Here is a 19704-nt window from a genome sequence, read left to right as displayed (position 1 = left end):
GAGCGACGGCTTTTCGCCCGCAAACCCAAGCAAAACCGGTGCTGTCGGCTGTTCCCGAAACCCGGAATCATCGGGTCGCATTCCGGGAAAAGCCCCCATGACCCAAGGCGGAACCGGCGCGAGAGCGCCGCGTTCATCAAGTCCGGACGGTCCAGTAGCAAGGAGAACAGCAATGAGTCTGTTCAACAAAATGGCGCTTGCGGCGCTCGCCACCACCATCACGATGGGCAACGTTTTTGCGGCAGACCTGATCACGGTCCCCACCAGCACCCCCGCCGAGATGCCCGTCTACGAGGAACCCGGCTTTGACTGGAGCGGCTTTTACGCCGGCGTCTATGGTGGCGCTCAGAATGGCAATACCAGCGGCACGCAATATGGGCTTGGCGTCCAGGCGGGCGTGAATGCCCAGTTCGACTTCTACCTTCTGGGTGCCGAAGTCGCGGTGCACGGGCTGTCCGGCGGCAGCGTCGGCGAAACCACCTATGGCCAGATTCTCGGCCGGGCCGGTCTGGTGGTCAGCGACGACGTGCTGGTTTACGCGGCCGGCGGCTATGGCATCGACCTCGGCCCGCCCGATGAGCAGGACGTTCTGCTGGGCGGCGGCGTGGAACTGGCAGTCACCGACAGCATCACCGTCGAAGCGCAGTATCTGCACGGCTTCCCGCTCAATGACGGAACCAATGCCAAAGATCAGTTCACCGTCGGCGCGAACTTTCACTTCTAGGTTCGAATCGATCGTCGGAATTGCGGCCCCGCCCCAGGCGGGGCCGTTTCATTTTGGGCCATGACAGACGCTTGACGGAACGACTCAGTCAGGTCCAGATTGCGACACCTCGTCGCCATGTCGGTCCGCCCAGTAGATCAAATTTGTCTCAAATTGGGCCAATTGCGCGGCATTGGCGCAACACCCGCCCTCAAATGGTCATCTGGCGTTATCCGCATTGCCTAATTTGAGCGACCAAAGGGTTGTCACGCGCGTTACCCTGATGCATCTAGTCGGTCGACTACGGTTAACTCTATGGGAGTGCAAGATATGTTTGTACGTTCGCTTTCTATCGGTGTGGCTGCTGCCGCGCTGCTCGCTGGTGGTGCTCAGGCCGCCGACCTCATCATCCCGACCACCCCGCAGCCGATCTATGAAGCTGCCGGTTTCGATTGGGAAGGTCTCTATGCAGGCGTTCGCGCTGGTGGCCAGTTCACCGGCTCCGACGCCAGCACCTATGCTACCGTTCCCGTCAACACGACCTCGGGCGTGCTCGGCGCTGCCCTCGGCGTGAACTTCATCCCGGTCGATCCCTTCCTGATCGGCGCTGAAGTCACCGGCGACTACCTCTGGAACAGCAGCGCCACCAACAGCAGCGAATTCTTCGCTAACCTGCGCGCTGGTGCTGTCGTGACCGATTCGGTTCTCGTCTATGCCATCGGTGGTCTCGGCACCCATAACCGTGGTGCCGTGAATACCGGCGTGTACCAGCTCGGTGGCGGTGTTGAACTGGCCGTGACCGATGCGATCACCGTTCGCGGTGAAATCGTTGGCCAGGGCGACTTCGACGGTGCTGCTGACTCCTTCTTCGAAGGCGCCAAGGCAACCGTTGGCGTGTTCTACCACTTCTAAGTTTTGCAATCGGGCAGGGCGGTTCACCGCCCTCTCGACCTAGCGTCTTGCAAACCCAATTCGGCGAACCGCTCACGCGGTTCGCCGTTTTGGTTTTTGCCCTGCCGCATAGATGTTTTGCGGCGGCTCACGCCTCGGGCCCGTTCTAAAATGCCCTCGAATCCGGGCACGCCGTTGCTGCCCGCATGGCGCCCGGAATGCAGACGTTGCGGGCTGTTGCCTCCAGCATATATGATTGTACTAGTCATATTTTCTTTCCCTTGAAACCGGATAGCCAAAGGTCTAAGCCCAAGCCATCAACGTTTGCGTTGGTTCGCTCGCCCCAATTGCCTGCGCAACCCTCGCACCCGGTCGCCCGGCCGGACTAGAAACAGGCTGCCGCATGACTGACTTGCTCAGCGACTATCTGCCGATTGTCATCTTCCTTGCCGTGGCCGGCCTTATCGGCCTTGCCTTGCTGGTTGCTCCTTTCATCGTGGCCGTGAAGAACCCCGATCCCGAGAAGGTTTCGGCGTTCGAGGCGGGCTTCGATGCCTTCGATGATGCGCGCATGAAATTCGACGTGCGATTCTATCTCGTCTGCATTCTTTTCATCATCTTCGACCTCGAAGTCGCATTCCTGTTCCCATGGGCCGTGGCCTTCCGCGATGTCGGCTGGTTCGGCTTCTGGTCGATGATGATCTTCCTGGGCGTCCTGACCGTTGGCTTTATTTATGAATGGCGGAAAGGGGCCCTGGAATGGGATTGAGTGAATCAACCGGCACGCTGGTCGCGCCGCGCCCCACCGGCCTCGTCGATCCGCGCACGGGCAAGACTGCAGGCGCGACGGATCCCTTTTTCACCGACGTCACCGATGAGCTGGCCGATAAGGGTTTCCTCGTCTCGACCGTATCGCAGTTGGTCAACTGGGCCCGTACTGGCTCGCTGATGTGGATGCAGACGGGCCTGGCCTGCTGCGCTGTCGAGATGATGCAGATGTCGATGCCGCGCTACGACATCGAGCGTTTCGGCACCGCGCCGCGCGCCTCGCCGCGCCAGTCCGACGTGCTGATCGTTGCCGGCACCCTGACCAACAAGATGGCTCCCGCCCTCCGCAAGGTCTACGACCAGATGCCGGAGCCGCGCTACGTCATTTCCATGGGTAGCTGCGCCAATGGCGGTGGGTACTATCACTATTCCTATTCGGTCGTGCGGGGGTGCGATCGCGTTTTGCCGGTGGACATCTATGTCCCGGGCTGCCCGCCCACGGCTGAAGCGCTTCTTTACGGCATCCTGTTGCTGCAAAAGAAAATCCGCCGCACCGGCACCATCGAACGCTAGGGTCACCCAGAATGGATGAAACGATCCAGGTCGATCCGCTTGTGGACCTTGGCGAGCACATTGCGCGCTCCCTCGGCCCGGCGATCCTGTCCCAGGAAGTTGCCTTTGGCGAACTCACCCTGACGGCCGAAAGAGACGCGATTGTGGCGGTGGCCACTTTCCTGCGCGACGATCCGCGCTGCCGTTTTATCAGCTTTATCGACGTCTGCGGCGCCGACTATCCGGCGCGCGACGAGCGGTTCGATGTCGTCTATCACTTCATGAGCCCGCATCTGAACCAGCGCATCCGCGTCAAGGTTTCGGCTGACGACGTGACGCCGGTTCCGAGCATCACCGGCGTCTTCAAGGGTGCCGAGTGGTTCGAGCGCGAGGCCTATGACCTTTACGGCATGCTGTTCTCGGGCCATGGCGACCTGCGCCGCATCCTGACCGATTATGGCTTTGACGGCCATCCGCTGCGCAAGGACTTCCCGACCACCGGGTTCGTCGAGGTGCGCTATGACGAGGAGCGCAAGCGCGTCGTCTACGAGCCGGTCAAGCTGATGCAGGAATACCGTTCGTTCGACTATCTGTCGCCTTGGGAGGGTACGGATTACGTGCTGCCCGGTGACGAGAAGGCCAAGCAATGACCGTTGAAGCCGAAGTCAGAAACTTCACCATCAATTTCGGGCCGGTCCACCCATCGGCTCACGGCGTGCTGCGCCTGATTCTGGAGCTGGACGGCGAAGTCGTCGAGCGTGTCGATCCGCATATCGGCCTGCTGCATCGCGGCACCGAAAAGCTGATCGAGTCCAAGACCTATCTGCAGGCCGTGCCCTATTTCGACCGCCTCGACTATGTGGCGCCGATGAACCAGGAGCATGCCTTTGCCCTGGCCGTCGAGAAACTGCTCGGCCTCGAAGTGCCGCGCCGCGGCCAGCTTATCCGCGTGCTCTATTCGGAAATCGGGCGCCTGCTTGCCCACCTGATGAACGTGACCACGCAAGCCATGGACGTGGGTGCCCTGACGCCGCCGCTTTGGGGCTTCGAGCAGCGCGAAAAGCTGATGGTGTTCTATGAGCGCGCCTCGGGCGCCCGCATGCACGCCGCCTATTTCCGCCCCGGTGGCGTCCACCAGGACCTGCCGCAGGCGCTGATCGATGACATCGATACCTTCTGCACCACCTTCCCCAAGGCGCTTGCCGATATCGACAAGCTCCTGACCGAGAACCGCATCTTCAAGCAGCGCAATGTCGATATCGGCGTGGTTGATCTCGAAGATGCCTGGAATATGGGCTTTTCGGGCGTGATGGTGCGCGGTTCGGGCGCGGCCTGGGACCTGCGAAAGAGCCAGCCCTACGAATGCTATGCCGAGATGGATTTCGACGTTCCGATCGGAAAGAACGGCGATTGCTACGACCGCTATCTCATCCGCATGGAAGAAATGCGCCAGTCGACCCGCATCATGAAGCAGTGCGTTGACAAGCTGAATGCCGCCGACGGCAAGGGCCCGGTGTCCTCGCTTGATGGCAAGGTCGTTCCGCCCTCGCGCGGCGAGATGAAGAGGTCGATGGAAGCCCTGATCCATCACTTCAAGCTCTATACCGAGGGCTACAAGGTTCCCGCCGGCGAGGTCTATGCCGCCGTGGAAGCGCCCAAGGGCGAATTCGGCGTCTATCTGGTCAGCGATGGCACCAACAAGCCTTATCGCTGCAAGATCCGCGCACCGGGTTTCGCACATTTGTCGGCCATGGATTTCCTGTGCCGCGGCCACATGCTGGCCGACGTCTCGGCCATCCTTGGCTCGCTCGATATCGTGTTCGGAGAGGTTGATCGCTAATGGTTGCGCGTCGCCTTGCGGATGAGTCGGTTCAGCCGGCAACGTTCGCCTTTACTGCTGACAACGCCAAATGGGCGGAATGGAAGATCGGGCTCTACCCGGCCGGCCGTCAGCAGTCCGCCGTCATCCCGCTGCTCATGCGGGCGCAGGATCAGGATGGCTGGGTCAGCCGCGCCACGATCGAGGCGATCGCTGATATGCTCGGCATGGCCTATATCCGCGTGCTGGAAGTGGCCACTTTCTATACCCAGTTCCAGTTGCAGCCGGTCGGCAGCCGCGCCCATATCCAGGTCTGCGGCACCACGCCCTGCATGCTGCGTGGCGCGGGTGACCTGATCGACATCTGCAAGTCCAAGATCCACCACGATCCGCACCATCTCAATGCCGATGGCACCATGAGCTGGGAAGAGGTTGAATGTGCCGGCGCCTGCGTGAATGCGCCCATGGTGACGATCTATCACGACACCTATGAGGACCTGACGCCTGCGCGTTTCGAAGAGATCGTCGATGCCTTCGCTTCCGGGAAGGGCGACACGATCAAGCCGGGTCCGCAGATCGACCGGCTCACTTCGGCGGCCGAGGGCGGGCGCACCACGCTGCTGGAAAAGCCGAGTGCCAAGCGCACCAAATTCGTGCCGCCCCCGCCGCCAGCTGATGCTGGCACGCCCGCTGCTGCCCCGGCTGCGCCCACCACGGCCGCCAAGCCTAAGGATGTGAGCGAGGAAGCCGCGCCCGTCCTCAAGGGTACGCCAAAATCCGCCAAGGTTTCCGAAGCCAAGGCCGAAGGCGAGCGCGAGGCCGCGAACGCTTCTGCCAAGGCCAATGGCAAGCCTAACAAGGCCATGCGCGAAGACGCGACCGGCGCCGAATCCAAGGCACCCAAGGTCGATGGCGGCAAGGCACCAGGCAAGAACGTCGTCTCCGAGCCCGCCGACGGCGCAAGCGCGACCAGCACGAAGAAATCCCGGACCATCATCGCGCCAAAAGCCAATCCGGCCGAAGTGAATCCGGTTGCCGAGAAGGGTGGCTCCGCACCGCTGTTCAAGGCGCCCGAGGGTGTGCCTGACGATCTCAAGTTGATTTCGGGTATCGGCCCGGTGCTAGAAGCGCGGCTCAATGCCTTGGGTATCACCAAGTGGAGCCAGGTGGCCAAGTTTACCGCGGACGATATCGCCAAGGTCGAGGACTCACTGAGCTTCAAGGGCCGTGTTTCCCGCGATAACTGGCTTGCCCAGGCCGCCGCGCTCGCCGAGGGTGGCGAGGCCGAATATATCCGCGTCTTCGGCAAGAAGCCGCGTTAGGAGTATGAAGAGTGCTCGCTGACAAGGATCGCATTTTCACCAATCTCTACGGCCAGGGCGACTGGACGCTCGAAGGTGCGCGTGCGCGCGGCGCCTGGGTAGGGACCAAGGAATTCATCGATGCCGGCCGCGATTGGATCACCAACGAGGTGAAGGCCTCCGGCCTGCGCGGCCGTGGTGGCGCCGGTTTCCCAACCGCGCTCAAATGGACCTTCATGCCCAAGGTCAATGACGGGCGCCCGCATTACCTGCTGGTCAACGCGGACGAATCCGAGCCGGGCACCTGCAAGGACCGCGATATCCTGCGGCATGATCCCCATCATCTGGTGGAAGGCTGCCTGCTGGCTGCCCGCGCCATGGATGCGCATCTCGCCTTCATCTATGTGCGCGGAGAATTCATCCGCGAGCGTCAGCGGCTCGAAGCCGCCGTCGAGCAGGCCTATGAAGCCAAGCTGATCGGCAAGGACAATATCCACGGCTGGGACCTGGACATTATCGTCCATCACGGCGCCGGCGCCTATATCTGCGGCGAAGAAACCGCGCTGATGGAATCGCTGGAAGGCAAGAAGGGCCAGCCGCGCCTGAAGCCGCCGTTCCCGGCCGGCATGGGCGTCTATGGCAACCCGACCACCGTCAACAACGTCGAATCCATCGCCGTCGTGCCGGAAATCCTGCGTCGTTCAGGCGCCTGGTTTGCCTCGATCGGGCGCGCCAACAATACCGGCACCAAGCTGATGTGCGTCTCCGGCCATGTGAACAAGCCGGCGACCTTCGAGGAAGCCATGGGCGTCACCTTCGAGGAAATCATTGAAAAGCATTGTGGCGGCATCCGTGGCGGCTGGGACAACCTGCTCGCCGTGATCCCCGGCGGCGCTTCGGTACCCTGCGTGCCAGGCGAGAAAATGCGCAATGCGGTTATGGATTTCGACGGGCTTCGTGAAGTTGGCTCTTCGCTTGGCACCGCCGCTGTGATCGTCATGGACAAGCAGACTGACATCATCAAGGCCATCTGGCGCCTCTCGGCTTTCTACAAGCATGAGAGCTGCGGCCAGTGCACGCCATGCCGCGAAGGCACCGGCTGGGTGATGCGCGTCATGGAGCGCATGGTTGAAGGCCGCGCCCAGAAGCGCGAAATCGACATGCTGTTCGAAGTGACCAAGCAGATCGAAGGCCACACCATCTGCGCGCTCGGCGATGCCGCCGCGTGGCCGATCCAGGGCCTGATCCGCAATTTCCGCCACGTCATCGAAGAGCGGATCGACCAGTATACGTATTCGTCCACCAGCGACGGCGCCGTGCCGTCGATCGCTGCGGAGTAGGGCCATGGCAACCATCAAGGTCGACGGCCAGCTCGTCGAAGTTCCCGACTATTACACGCTGATGCAGGCGGCCGAAGCGGCCGGCGCGGAAATTCCGCGCTTCTGCTATCACGAGCGCCTGTCGGTGGCGGGCAATTGCCGCATGTGCCTGGTCGAGGTGAAGGGTGGGCCGCCCAAGCCGCAGGCGAGCTGCGCCATGTCGGTCAAGGACCTGCGGCCCGGCCCCAATGGCGAGCCGCCCGAAATGTTCACCAACACGCCGATGGTCAAGAAGGCCCGCGAAGGCGTGATGGAATTCCTGCTGATCAACCACCCGCTCGATTGCCCGATCTGCGACCAGGGCGGCGAATGCGACTTGCAGGACCAGGCCATGGCCTATGGCGTGGACAAGAACCGCTTTGCCGAGAACAAGCGCGCCGTCGAGGACAAGTATATTGGCCCGCTGGTCAAGACCTCGATGAACCGCTGCATCCACTGCACGCGCTGTGTCCGCTTCACCACCGAAGTCGCTGGTATCGCCGAAATGGGCCTGCTGGGCCGCGGCGAAGATGCCGAGATCACGACTTACCTGGAACAGGCGCTGACCAGCGAGCTGCAGGGCAATGTCATCGACCTTTGTCCGGTTGGTGCGCTGACCAGCAAGCCCTACGCCTTCAACGCCCGACCGTGGGAATTGGTCAAGACCGAGAGCATCGACGTGATGGATGCCGTCGGCTCAGCCATCCGCGTCGACAGCCGCGGCCGCGAAGTGATGCGCATTCTGCCGCGTATCAACGAGGCCATCAACGAAGAGTGGATTTCCGACAAGACCCGCTTCATCTGGGACGGTCTCAAGAGCCAGCGGCTCGATCGCCCCTATGTGCGCAAGAACGGCAAGCTGCAGCCCGCAAGCTGGGAAGAAGCGCTGTCCGCCGTCGCCCCCCGCATCAAGAAGGCCGGCAACAAGGTCGGCGCCATTGCCGGCGATCTGGCTGCCGTTGAAGAAATGTACGCGCTCAAGGCACTGCTGGCCTCTGTCGGTTCGGGCATGACCGATGTGCGTCCGGCCATGTCGGGGATCGACCCGTCCATGCCGCGCTCGGCCTATATCTTCAATCCCACTATTGCCGGGATCGAGCAGGCCGACGCCATCCTCATCATCGGCGCCAATCCGCGCAAGGAAGCGTCGCTGATCAATGCGCGCATTCGCAAGACCTGGCGCGCCAAGGGCCTGCCGATTGCCGTGATCGGCGAACAGGCCGACCTGACCTACACCTATTCCTATCTCGGGGAAGGCTTCGAGTCGCTGGCCGATCTGGTGGCAGGCAAAGGTTCGTTCGCGGAAATCCTGGCCAATGCCAAGAACCCGCTTGTCATCGTCGGTGAAGGCGCTGTCTCCCATGCCAAGCTCGGCAAGCAGGCTGGCCGCGACACCATCGCGCTGGCCGCGAAGCTGGCCAGCGGCGCCAATGTCGCCGAAGGCTGGAATGGCTTCGCGCTGCTGCACAATGCCGCCAGCCGCGTCGGCGGCATCGACATCGGCTTCGTGCCGCATGACGGTGGTGTGTGCTCGGCCGACCAGATCGGTCTGGCCGGCAAGGGCGAACTGGACGTGCTGTTCCTGCTCGGCGCCGACGAATATGACATGTCGGCCATGGGCAAGGCCTTCGTCGTCTATATCGGCAGCCATGGCGATGCCGGTGCGCACCGTGCCGATGTCATCCTGCCGGGCGCGACCTATACCGAGAAGTCCGGCACTTACGTCAATACCGAGGGCCGCGTGCAGGTGACCAACCGCGCCGTGTTCCCACCGGGCGATGCCAAGGAAGACTGGGCAATCATCCGCGCGCTCAGCGGCGCCATGGGCAAGCCGCTGCCGTTCAACTCGTTGACCCAGCTGCGCGCCGCCATCTACGCCGAATTCCCGCATCTGGCGCGTATTGACCAGATCGCGGCCGGTTCGGCTGCCGATGTGGCCAAGCTCGCCAAGGCTGCCATCAAGACCAAGTCGGCGCCGTTCGGCTCGGCCGTGTCCGATTTCTATCTCAGCAATTCGATTGCCCGCGCGTCAGCCGTCATGGGCGAATGTGCCGCCATGGCAGCCGGCCTGCGGCAGGCAGCGGAGTAGGGGAGACCAATGGACTTTATTCTCTCCGCACTCGACTATCTACTCGGCATCCCGGTCCTCGGCTGGGGTGTGCAGGTCGGTCTGGTCTACAAGACCCTGCTGCTGCTGGTTGGCCTGTTGATCTTCACGGCCTTCATCCTGCTGGCCGACCGCAAGGTCTGGGCCGCAGTGCAGATGCGGCGTGGCCCTAACGTGGTGGGCCCGTTCGGCCTGCTGCAGAGCTTTGCCGACCTGCTGAAATTCGCCCTCAAGGAGGCCGTCATTCCCGGCGGTGCCGACAAGGTGCTGTTCCTGCTGGCGCCCTTGATCACCGCGACGCTGGCGCTTGCTGGCTGGGCCGTGATCCCGGTCGATGCGGGGCTCGCCATTGCCAATATCAACCTGGGCATTCTCTACCTGCTCGCCATTTCCTCGCTCGGCGTCTATGGCGTCATCATCGGCGGCTGGGCGTCCAACTCGAAGTACCCGTTCCTCGGCTCGCTCCGTTCCGCCGCGCAGATGGTGTCCTACGAAGTCTCCATTGGCCTCGTCATCATCACCGTGCTGCTCTGCGTGGGTTCGTTGAATCTCAGCGACATTGTCGTGGCGCAGCAGGAAATGGGCCTCGCCTATATGCTTGGCGTGCCGTGGCTCAGCTTCCTCAACTGGTTCTGGCTGCCGCTGTTCCCGATGTTCATCGTGTTCTACATCTCGGCCCTGGCCGAGACGAACCGGCCGCCATTCGACCTGGTGGAGGGTGAATCCGAACTGGTTGCCGGATTCATGACCGAATATTCGGCGACGCCCTACCTGCTGTTCATGCTGGGCGAGTACATCTCGATCCTGCTGATGTGCGCCATGACCACCGTGCTGTTCCTGGGTGGCTGGGCTTCGCCGATCGATCTGCCGCCGTTCACCTGGATTCCGGGCCTCATCTGGTTCTTCATCAAGGTCAGCGTGGTCTTCTTCTTCTTCGCCATGGCCAAGGCCATCGTGCCGCGCTACCGCTACGACCAGTTGATGCGCATCGGCTGGAAGCTATTCCTGCCGCTGTCGCTCGCCATGGTCATCATTGTCGCTTTCGTTCTTCAGCTCACCGGCTGGGGCTGGCATGGAGGGATGGCCTGATGCGCGCCGCCCAGTTCGTCAACACGCTGCTGCTCACGGAGCTGGTGAAAGCCTTCTTCCTGACCATGCGCTATTTCTTCTCGCCCAAGCCGACCATCAACTACCCCTTCGAAAAGGGGCATGTGAGCCCGCGCTTCCGGGGTGAGCATGCCTTGCGCCGCTATCCCAATGGCGAAGAGCGCTGCATCGCCTGCAAGCTGTGCGAGGCCATCTGCCCGGCCCAGGCCATCACCATCGAAGCCGGTCCGCGCCAGAATGACGGCACCCGCCGCACGGTGCGTTACGACATCGACATGGTGAAGTGCATCTATTGCGGCTTCTGCCAGGAAGCCTGCCCGGTCGATGCTATCGTGGAAGGCCCGAACTTCGAATTTGCAACCGAAACGCGCGAAGAGCTCTATTTCTCGAAAGAAAAGCTCCTCGCCAACGGCGATCGTTGGGAGCGCGAGATCGCGGCCAACCTCAGCGCCGACGCACCGTATCGCTGAGAGGGAAGAGCATGACCCTTCCACTATTCTTCTTCTACCTGTTCTCGGCGATTGCCATCGTCTCGGCCGTGATGGTCATTTCGGCGCGCAATCCTGTGCATGCCGTACTGTTCCTGATCCTGGCCTTCTTCAACGCCTCGGGCCTGTTCATGCTGGCCGGCGCGGAATTCCTGGCGCTGCTGCTGATCGTCGTCTATGTGGGCGCCGTCGCGGTCCTGTTCCTGTTCGTCGTCATGATGCTCGACGTGGATTTCGCTTCGATGCGCCAGGGGTTCCTGCAATATGCGCCGGTCGGCGTCATTGTCGGCATCGTGCTGCTGCTCGAATTGCTGCTGCTGGCCGGCAGCTTCGTCGTTTCGCCGGAAGCGGCGGGCGGCTCGGCGCTGCCAATCGACGGCACGGTCGATAATATGCGGGCCATCGGGCAGGTGCTCTATACGCGCTATGTCTTCCTGTTCCAGGGGGCGGCGGCGGTGCTGCTGGTCGCCATGATCGGCGCCATCGTGCTGACCCTCAAGCACAAGAGCAATGTGAAGCGTCAAAACCCGGTCGATCAGGTCGCTCGCCGGGCTTCGGAAACGCTCGAAGTCGTCAAAGTCAAAAGCGGTCAAGGGTTGTAGGAGGCAAAAATGGGCTTGGGTATCGGGCTCGGTCACTACCTGACCGTAGCAGCAATCCTGTTCACGCTCGGCGTGTTCGGCATCTTCATCAACCGCAAGAACGTCATCGTCATCCTGATGTCGGTCGAGCTGCTGCTGCTGGCAGTCAATCTCAACATGGTGGCGTTCAGCGCGCAGCTCAATGATCTGCAGGGGCAGATCTTCGCGCTGTTGATCCTTACCGTGGCTGCCGCCGAGGCCGCCATCGGCCTTGCCATCCTGGTAATTTTCTACCGCAACCGCGGCTCCATCGCGGTTGAAGACGTCAACATGATGAAGGGCTAAGAACCACCGCTATGATTCAGGCGATTGTTTTCCTGCCCCTTATCGGCGCGCTGATCGCGGGGCTGCTGGGCCGTACCATCGGCCACCGTCCGAGTGAGTATATCACCACAGGCCTGCTGCTCATTTCGGCCGTGCTGAGCTGGGTCGTCTTCCTGCCGGTCGCCTTTGGCGGCGGGCTGGTGGGCGCCGAGGTCGACGGCCATACCGCCGTGCTCAAGGTTGAGGTCATGCGCTGGATCCAGGTCGGTGACATGGACCTGCGCTGGGTGCTGCGCGTCGATACGCTGACCGCCATCATGCTGGTCGTGGTCAACACCGTGTCGAGCCTGGTCCACGTTTATTCCATTGGCTACATGGCCGACGATCCGCATCGCAGCCGGTTCTTCGCCTATCTGTCGCTCTTCACCTTCGCCATGTTGATGCTGGTGACGGCCGACAACTTCCTGCAGATGTTCTTCGGCTGGGAAGGCGTGGGCCTGGCGTCCTACCTGCTGATCGGCTTCTGGTACACCAAGCCCTCGGCCAATGCCGCGGCGATGAAGGCCTTCATCGTCAACCGCGTCGGCGACTTCGGCTTTGCCCTCGGCATTTTCGGCGCCTTCATGGTGCTGGGTCATATCGACTTCGACGGCGCTTTCCACGCTGCCGGCGAATTCGCCACGAGCGGCCTGCCGGTGATGCAGTTCCTCGGCTGGCAGCTCGACGCCATGACGGTGGTCTGCCTGCTGCTGTTCATGGGCGCCATGGGCAAGTCGGCACAGTTCCTGCTGCACACCTGGCTGCCGGACGCCATGGAAGGCCCGACCCCGGTCTCGGCGCTCATCCATGCCGCGACCATGGTGACCGCGGGCGTCTTCATGGTGGCGCGCCTGTCGCCGCTGTTCGAAACCTCACCCATCGCACTGACGGTCGTCCTGATCATCGGCGCCATCACCGCTTTCTTCGCGGCGACGGTGGGCCTGGTGCAGAACGACATCAAGCGCGTCATCGCCTATTCGACCTGTTCGCAGCTCGGCTACATGTTCGTGGCGCTCGGGGCAGGGGCCTATTCGGCCGGCATTTTCCACCTGTTCACCCACGCTTTCTTCAAGGCGCTGCTGTTCCTGGGCGCCGGCGCGGTCATCCACGCCATGCACCATGAGCAGGACATGCGGAACATGGGCGGCCTGCGCAAGAAGATCCCGATCACCTATGCCATGATGATGATCGGCACGCTGGCGCTGACCGGCGTCGGCATTCCGGGCTCGGATATCCTGGGCTTTGCCGGCTTCTTCTCCAAGGACTCGATCATCGAGGCGGCCTATGCCGTTGGCGGCAATACCGGCATGTTCGCCTTCTGGCTGCTGGTCATCGCCGCCTTGTTCACCAGCTTCTACTCCTGGCGCCTGGTCCACCTGACCTTCCACGGCGCTCCGCGTCCGGCCGCTCATGGCCACCACGACGATCATGCGGCCCATGACGATCATGGCCATGATCACGGCTCGGCCTATGACCATGCCCATGAGGCGCCCAATGTGATGCTGGTGCCGCTCTATGTGCTCGGCGCCGGTGCGGTACTGGCGGGTGCGGTGTTCTACGGCATGTTCTTCCACGATGTGGAGCACATCCAGCACTTCTTCGCCGGCTCGATCGTCGTCGACCACGAACTCATCGAGGCCGCGCACCACGTCCCGCTCTGGGCCAAGTGGAGCGCCACGGTCGCCATGATCATTGGCTTCGTCGCCGCCTACATCATGTATATCCGTCGTCCGGAACTACCTGGCCGCCTGGCCGCGCAAAACCCGGGGCTCTACCAGTTCCTGCTCAACAAATGGTACTTCGACGAGCTCTATGACACAATCTTCGTCAAGCCGGCTCTGTGGATCGGACGTGCCTTCTGGAAGGGCTTCGATGACTGGCTGATCGACGACAAGATCACCGAGGGCCTCGGCCGCCGGGTGCAGAACGTGACCTCCTGGGTCACCAGGCTCCAGTCGGGCTATGTCTACCACTATGCCTTCGCCATGCTGATCGGCGTGGCGGCGCTGCTGACCTGGGCCATCGCGGCCGGGGGACTGATCTGATGACCTTCACCAATACCATCCTCACAGTCCTCACCTGGCTGCCCTTCGTGGGTGCGGCGGTACTGCTGTGCACGCCCAAGACCGCGCTCAGCGCCATCCGCTGGATGGCCTTGATCGTGACAGTCATCACCTTCGTCCTGTCGCTGGCCATGTGGCAGACATTCGATCCGTCCAATGCGGGCTTCCAGTTCGTCGTGAACTATGCCTGGATCGGCGACACCATCGGCTATCGCGTCGGCGTCGACGGCATCTCGGTGTTGTTCGTGGTGCTGACGGCACTGCTGATGCCCTTTGCCATCCTGGCGAGCTGGGAGTCGGTGACGATGCGCGTCAAGGAATACATGATCGTATTCCTGGTGCTGGAGACGCTGATGATCGGCGTGTTCACTACGCTCGACCTGGCCATGTTCTATGTCTTCTTCGAAGGCACGCTGCTGCCGATGTTCCTCATCATCGGCATCTGGGGCGGCGCCGCGCGCATCCAGGCCAGCTACAAGTTCTTCTTCTATACCTTCATCGGCTCGGTGCTGATGCTGCTGGCCATCATGGCCATGTACTGGAATGGCGGCACCACCGACATTGCCAAGCTCCTCACCCACGAATTTCCCAAATCCTGGCAGCCCTGGCTGTGGTGGGCCTTCTTCGCTTCGCTCGCCGTCAAGATGCCGATGTGGCCATTCCATCGCTGGCTGCCGGAAGCCCACGTGCAGGCGCCGACCGCCGGTTCGGTCATCCTGGCCGCCATCCTGCTGAAACTGGGCGGCTACGGCTTCCTGCGCTTCAGCCTGCCGATGTTCCCCGATGCTTCGGCGCAATTCGCCAACATCATCTTCTTCCTCTCCGTCGCCGCCATCATCGTGACCTCGCTGGTCGCCCTGGTACAGACCGACATGAAGAAACTGATCGCCTATTCGTCGGTCGCCCATATGGGCTTCGTGACCATGGGCATCTTTGCCGGCAATGCCCTGGGCATCCAGGGCGCCATGTTCCAGATGATCTCGCACGGCATCGTGTCTGGCGCGCTCTTCCTTTGCGTCGGCGTCATCTATGACCGGATGCATACCCGCGACATCGCCGCCTATGGTGGCCTGGTCGAGCGCATGCCGCGCTATGCCTTCGCCTTCATGGTATTCACCATGGCCAATGTGGGCCTGCCGGGCACGTCGGGCTTCGTCGGCGAATTCCTCACCATGATCGGTGTGTTCCAGGTCAACACCTGGGTCGCCTTCGGCGCTGCGTTCGGCGTGATCTTCTCTGCCGGCTACGCGCTCTGGCTCTATCGCCGGATCATTTTCGGCGCGCTGACCAAGGAAAGCCTCAAGGGCATCCTCGATCTCGACCTGCGCGAAAAGATCATCCTCTATCCGCTGATCATGCTGACCATCGTGTTCGGTTTCTATCCGGCCCCGATTCTCGACACGACCGCCGCGGCTGTCGACAATCTGGTGTCGCACTATGCCACCTCGATCGGGCTCGACCCGGCCGTGTCACTGGCCGACGCGCAGGCGCCGCTTGTCCATGCCGAACCGGTTGCTGCCGAAGAGCCGGCTGCGGCCGAGCCTGCGGCTCACTAGGAGTAAAGCCCCGTGAACTCAGACGTTATCGATTTCGCGAGCCTGGCTCCCGCCTATCCGGAAATGCTTCTGGCCCTGGGTGCGGTGGTCCTGCTGATGGGCGGCGTGGCGATCAACAAGGAACGCTCGATCCTTGTTTCCTATGCCTCCGTGCTGCTGCTGCTCGCCGTCGCCGCCCTGATCCTGTTCGCGCCATCGGAGGGCGTGCTGTTCAACGGCGTCTTCATCGGGGACAGCTTTGCCCGCTACATGAAGGTGCTGGTGCTGGGCGGCTCGGCCTTCTCGCTGCTGCTGGCTTTGCCGCGCGCCGAGGAACACGGCACGCACAAGTTCGAATATGCCATTCTCGTGCTGCTGGCGACACTTGGCATGATGGCCATGGTGTCGGCCAATGACCTGATGAGCCTCTATGTCGGCCTCGAATTGCAATCGCTGTCGCTCTATGTCCTCGCCGCCATCAAGCGCGATGACAGCAAGGCGACCGAAGCGGGCCTCAAATATTTCGTGCTCGGCGCCCTCAGCTCCGGCATGCTGCTCTATGGCGCCTCGCTGATCTATGGCTTTACCGGCCATACCAACCTGCAGGAAATCGTACTCGCCATCGCCAGCGAAGGTCGTTCCATTGGCCTGATCTTCGGCGTGGTCTTCCTGCTCGCCGGTGTCGCATTCAAGATTTCGGCCGTGCCGTTCCACATGTGGACGCCAGACGTCTATGAAGGCGCCCCGACCCCGGTCACCGCCTTCTTCGCCACGGCGCCAAAGGTTGCCGCGATGGCGCTGATGGTACGGCTGGTGATGGACACGTTCCAGGGCATCAGCCACGATTGGCAGCAGATCGTCATCTTCCTCTCCATCGCCTCCATGGTGCTGGCGGCCTTCGCGGCCATCGGCCAGAAGTCGATCAAGCGCCTGATTGCCTATTCCTCCATTGGCCATGTCGGCTTCGCGCTGGTTGGCCTGTCGTCGGGGACGCAGGTCGGCGTCGAGGGTGTCGCCATCTACATGGCCATCTACGTGACCATGACGGTGGGGCTGTTCGCCTGCATCCTGTCGCTGCGGACCGAAGCCGGCTATGTGGAAAACATCAGCGACCTGGCCGGCGCCGCCCAGACTCGGCCCTTCGTTGCCGCCATCATGGCGATCATCATGTTCTCGCTGATCGGCATGCCGCCGCTCGCGGGGTTCTTCGCCAAGTGGCACGCTTTCCTGGCCGCCATCGACGCGCAGCTCTACGTGCTGGCGGTTATCGGTGTGCTGGCTTCGGCCGTCAGCGCCTTCTACTACCTGCGCGTGATCAAGATCATGTATTTCGACGAACCGGTCGCCAAGTTCGAGGCCGTGCCCGCCGAACTCAACATCATCATGGGCCTGAGTGGTTTCCTCCTCGTCACCTACTATTTTACCGTCGGCAGTCCCTTGGCCAGCTTTGCCCATACTGCCGCCGGAAGCCTGTTCTAGGTGACGGATTTCGCCCTCGGACCCATAGCGCGCGCGGCCGGCTACCGGCTGCGCGGCTATGATGCTGTCGGCTCCACCAATTCCGAAGCGATCGAAGCGGCCAATGCCGGCGATCCCGGCGGTATCTGGTTCGCAGCGCGCCAGCAGACGGCGGGCAGGGGGCGCCGCGGCCGACAATGGGAAAGTCCGCATGGCAACCTGGCGGCCACGCTCTTGATTGTGCCCGAGGCCGATCCCACCTTGGCGGCAACGCTGGGTTTCGTGGCCGGCGTATCCCTCAATCGCGCGCTCTCGGCCATGTTGCCGGAGGGCCTGGTCAAGATCGGCATCGATGGTGCAGACGCGCTCGGCGGCAATTCCCGCATCGCGCTCAAATGGCCCAATGACGTGCTGGCCGACGGCGCCAAGCTGGCCGGGATACTGCTTGAGGCCAGCAAGCTACCCGATGGCCGCCATGCCGTGGCAATCGGTTTCGGCGTCAATGTCGTGGCCGCGCCACAGGGCCTGCCCTATCCCGCGACGAGCCTTGCCGAACTCGGCGTCACCAGAACGGCGGAAGACGTCTTCGAGGCGCTTGGTGATGCCTGGGTGGAAACCTTCGGCATGTGGAATGATGGCCGCGGCATTGGCGACGTCCTGACCCATTGGCGTGCCTCGGCGGCCGGCATTGGCGCACCGGTCGCCGTCAACCAGAACGGCGACGTGCTGCGCGGAATTTTTGAAACCATCGACGACGCGGGGCGCCTGATCGTCCGCGCCGACGACAACCGTCGCATCGCCATCACGGCGGGCGATGTACATTTTGGGGCAACGGCCAGCGCCCGGAGCTGACCACAACACTTGCGCAGGCGACCGGCGACCAATGATCGCTCCGGCGGCTGCGCGCGAAAGGACTGAACTGACCCATGGCTAAAAACCAAAGGGATGAACTCGTCTTCGTACCGCTTGGCGGCGTCGGCGAAATCGGCATGAATATGGGCGCCTACGGCTTCGGGCCGGAACGCTCGCGCAAATGGATCGTGGTCGATTGCGGCGTGACCTTCGGGGGGCCGGACCTGCCGGGCATCGAGCTCATCATGGCCAACCCGGAATTCCTCGAGGAACGCGCCGACGACGTGCTTGGCCTGATCCTCACCCACAGCCACGAAGACCATTACGGCGCCGTGCTCGACCTGTGGCCGGGCTTTGAAAAGCCGGTCTTCTGCACCCCGTTCACATCAGCCATGCTGGCCGCCAAGCGGGCAGGGGATGGCATCGTCGAAAATGTCGACATCACCATCATGCGCCCGGGCAAGCCGTTCTCGGTCGGCCCCTTCACCATCGAGGCGATCAACGTCGCTCACTCGATCCCCGAATCCAACGCCCTGCTGATCACCACGCCAATCGGTCGCGTGCTGCATACCGGCGACTGGAAGCTCGACCCGACTCCCGTCGGCAATGCCCCGACCGACGTGGCGCGGCTGCAGAAGATCGGCGAAGACACCTCCACGCCGCTGGCACTGGTCTGCGACTCGACCAATGCGCTCAAGGACGGCGAAAGCCCCAGCGAAGCCGAAGTCGCGGCCAACCTCGCCGCGATGATCGCCGAGTCACCCAACCGCGTGGCGGTTACCACCTTCGCCTCCAATGTCGGTCGCGTCATCTCCATCGTCCGGGCCGCCGAAAAGGCAGGCCGCCAGGTGGTGATGTCCGGCCGCTCGCTGCACCGCATCATGGGCATTGCCCGCGAGCTCGGCATGCTCGAAGGCCTGCCGCCGCTGCTCGACCAGGACGCCTACAAGACCATCGCGCGCAACAAGATCGTGCTGATCTGCACCGGCAGCCAGGGCGAAGCCCGCGCCGCCATCGCCCGCATTGCGCGCGGCGAGCATCCGGTGATCGATCTCAATGCCGGGGACCGCATGATCTTCTCGTCCTGGGCCATTCCCGGCAATGAGCGCGAAGTCATCGATATCCAGAACCGGCTGATCGACAAGGGCGTCGAGGTCATCACCCAGAATGACGGCCTCGTTCACGTCACCGGCCATCCGCGCCGCGATGAGCTGCGCAAGCTCTATGGCTGGGTAAAGCCCGAAGTGCTGGTGCCGGTGCATGGCGAAGCGGTGCATCTGGAGGCCCATGCCAAGCTGGGTCGCGATTGCGGCATCCCCACCGTGTGCGAGACCCGCAACGGCGATCTGGTGCGCCTGTTCCCCGAACCGATGGCCTTCCCGGCCGAAGTGCGCACCGGCGAGCTCTATCTCGACGGCCTGGTGCTCTGCACCCCCGAAGAGTCCGGCGTCAAAGGCCGCCGCCGCCTGTCTTTCGGCGGCCATGTCGTGGTCAGCCTTGCCGTCAATGGCGGCGGCCAGGTCGTCTCGGGCCCCGATCTCGTCATCGAGGGCCTGCCCGAGACCGAGGATGAATCGCTGAGCGAACTGGTGGAGGACACCATTGCCGGCGTGCTCAAATCGATGCCGCCCAAGCGCCGCAGCGATACCGAAGTGCTGAACTCGGCTTTGTTCAAGGCCATCCGCAACGAGGTCAACGCCTATTGGGGCCGCAAGCCCAACGTTTCGGTCTTCGTGCATCGGGTCTGATCGCCGGACG

General features: G+C 62.5%; 18 protein-coding genes. All 18 read left to right on the top strand.

Annotation, left to right across the window (positions count from 1 at the left end; genetic code table 11):
• Nucleotides 1-172 precede the first annotated feature (172 nt).
• On the top strand, nt 173-724 hold the full coding sequence (locus ASD04_RS01945; RefSeq protein ID WP_056251728.1) for an outer membrane beta-barrel protein: 552 nt from the start codon (nt 173-175) through the stop codon (nt 722-724).
• Between the two features lie 309 nt (nt 725-1033).
• Nucleotides 1034-1615, top strand: coding sequence for a hypothetical protein (locus ASD04_RS01940; protein ID WP_056251725.1), 582 nt, complete (start codon nt 1034-1036; stop codon nt 1613-1615).
• A gap of 382 nt (nt 1616-1997) precedes the next feature.
• Nucleotides 1998-2363 (top strand): NADH-quinone oxidoreductase subunit A, encoded by a 366-nt coding sequence (locus ASD04_RS01935; RefSeq protein WP_056251722.1) that lies wholly within the window; start codon nt 1998-2000, stop codon nt 2361-2363.
• Complete coding sequence (locus tag ASD04_RS01930) at nt 2354-2935, top strand: NADH-quinone oxidoreductase subunit B (protein WP_056251719.1); 582 nt, start codon at nt 2354-2356, stop codon at nt 2933-2935. Before ASD04_RS01935 ends, ASD04_RS01930 begins: the two co-directional genes overlap by 10 nt.
• An 11-nt stretch (nt 2936-2946) precedes the next feature.
• A complete protein-coding gene (locus ASD04_RS01925) occupies nt 2947-3564 on the top strand; it encodes an NADH-quinone oxidoreductase subunit C (protein WP_056251717.1) in 618 nt (205 codons plus the stop codon).
• Nucleotides 3561-4754: an NADH-quinone oxidoreductase subunit D gene (locus ASD04_RS01920; protein ID WP_056251715.1), complete on the top strand. Its 1194-nt coding sequence runs from the start codon at nt 3561-3563 to the stop codon at nt 4752-4754. The genes ASD04_RS01925 and ASD04_RS01920 overlap by 4 nt, the downstream gene beginning before the upstream one ends.
• Nucleotides 4754-6055 (top strand): NADH-quinone oxidoreductase subunit NuoE, encoded by a 1302-nt coding sequence (nuoE, locus tag ASD04_RS01915; protein WP_056251710.1) that lies wholly within the window; start codon nt 4754-4756, stop codon nt 6053-6055. Before ASD04_RS01920 ends, nuoE begins: the two co-directional genes overlap by 1 nt.
• 11 nt (nt 6056-6066) lie before the next feature.
• The gene (nuoF, locus tag ASD04_RS01910) at nt 6067-7374 is read left to right on the top strand and encodes an NADH-quinone oxidoreductase subunit NuoF (protein ID WP_056251708.1); all 1308 of its coding nucleotides are present in this window, start codon (nt 6067-6069) and stop codon (nt 7372-7374) included.
• Nucleotides 7375-7378: 4 nt separating this feature from the next.
• On the top strand, nt 7379-9481 hold the full coding sequence (gene nuoG, locus ASD04_RS01905) for an NADH-quinone oxidoreductase subunit NuoG (protein ID WP_056251703.1): 2103 nt from the start codon (nt 7379-7381) through the stop codon (nt 9479-9481).
• Nucleotides 9482-9490: 9 nt separating this feature from the next.
• Entirely contained in the window at nt 9491-10588 is a 1098-nt protein-coding gene (nuoH, locus tag ASD04_RS01900) for an NADH-quinone oxidoreductase subunit NuoH (RefSeq protein WP_056251700.1), read from the top strand.
• Entirely contained in the window at nt 10588-11076 is a 489-nt protein-coding gene (gene nuoI / locus ASD04_RS01895) for an NADH-quinone oxidoreductase subunit NuoI (protein ID WP_046170135.1), read from the top strand. The genes nuoH and nuoI overlap by 1 nt, the downstream gene beginning before the upstream one ends.
• Nucleotides 11077-11087: 11 nt before the next feature.
• The gene (locus ASD04_RS01890) at nt 11088-11696 is read left to right on the top strand and encodes an NADH-quinone oxidoreductase subunit J (RefSeq protein ID WP_056251698.1); all 609 of its coding nucleotides are present in this window, start codon (nt 11088-11090) and stop codon (nt 11694-11696) included.
• Between the two features lie 15 nt (nt 11697-11711).
• On the top strand, nt 11712-12020 hold the full coding sequence (nuoK, locus tag ASD04_RS01885; protein ID WP_056252801.1) for an NADH-quinone oxidoreductase subunit NuoK: 309 nt from the start codon (nt 11712-11714) through the stop codon (nt 12018-12020).
• Nucleotides 12021-12031: 11 nt separating this feature from the next.
• Nucleotides 12032-14083 (top strand): NADH-quinone oxidoreductase subunit L, encoded by a 2052-nt coding sequence (nuoL, locus tag ASD04_RS01880; RefSeq protein ID WP_056251695.1) that lies wholly within the window; start codon nt 12032-12034, stop codon nt 14081-14083.
• The gene (locus tag ASD04_RS01875; RefSeq protein ID WP_082530915.1) at nt 14083-15657 is read left to right on the top strand and encodes an NADH-quinone oxidoreductase subunit M; all 1575 of its coding nucleotides are present in this window, start codon (nt 14083-14085) and stop codon (nt 15655-15657) included. Before nuoL ends, ASD04_RS01875 begins: the two co-directional genes overlap by 1 nt.
• 12 nt (nt 15658-15669) lie before the next feature.
• On the top strand, nt 15670-17115 hold the full coding sequence (gene nuoN, locus ASD04_RS01870; RefSeq protein ID WP_056251693.1) for an NADH-quinone oxidoreductase subunit NuoN: 1446 nt from the start codon (nt 15670-15672) through the stop codon (nt 17113-17115).
• A complete protein-coding gene (locus ASD04_RS01865; protein WP_056251691.1) occupies nt 17116-17946 on the top strand; it encodes a biotin--[acetyl-CoA-carboxylase] ligase in 831 nt (276 codons plus the stop codon). It begins immediately after the preceding gene.
• A 74-nt stretch (nt 17947-18020) separates the two neighbouring features.
• Nucleotides 18021-19694, top strand: a complete 1674-nt coding sequence (locus ASD04_RS01860; protein ID WP_056251686.1) for a ribonuclease J — start codon at nt 18021-18023, stop codon at nt 19692-19694.
• Nucleotides 19695-19704 lie beyond the last annotated feature (10 nt).

The organism is Devosia sp. Root436 (genome assembly GCF_001426345.1).
Lineage (GTDB): Bacteria > Pseudomonadota > Alphaproteobacteria > Rhizobiales > Devosiaceae > Devosia.
This window is presented reverse-complemented; position numbering and strand designations above follow the sequence as displayed.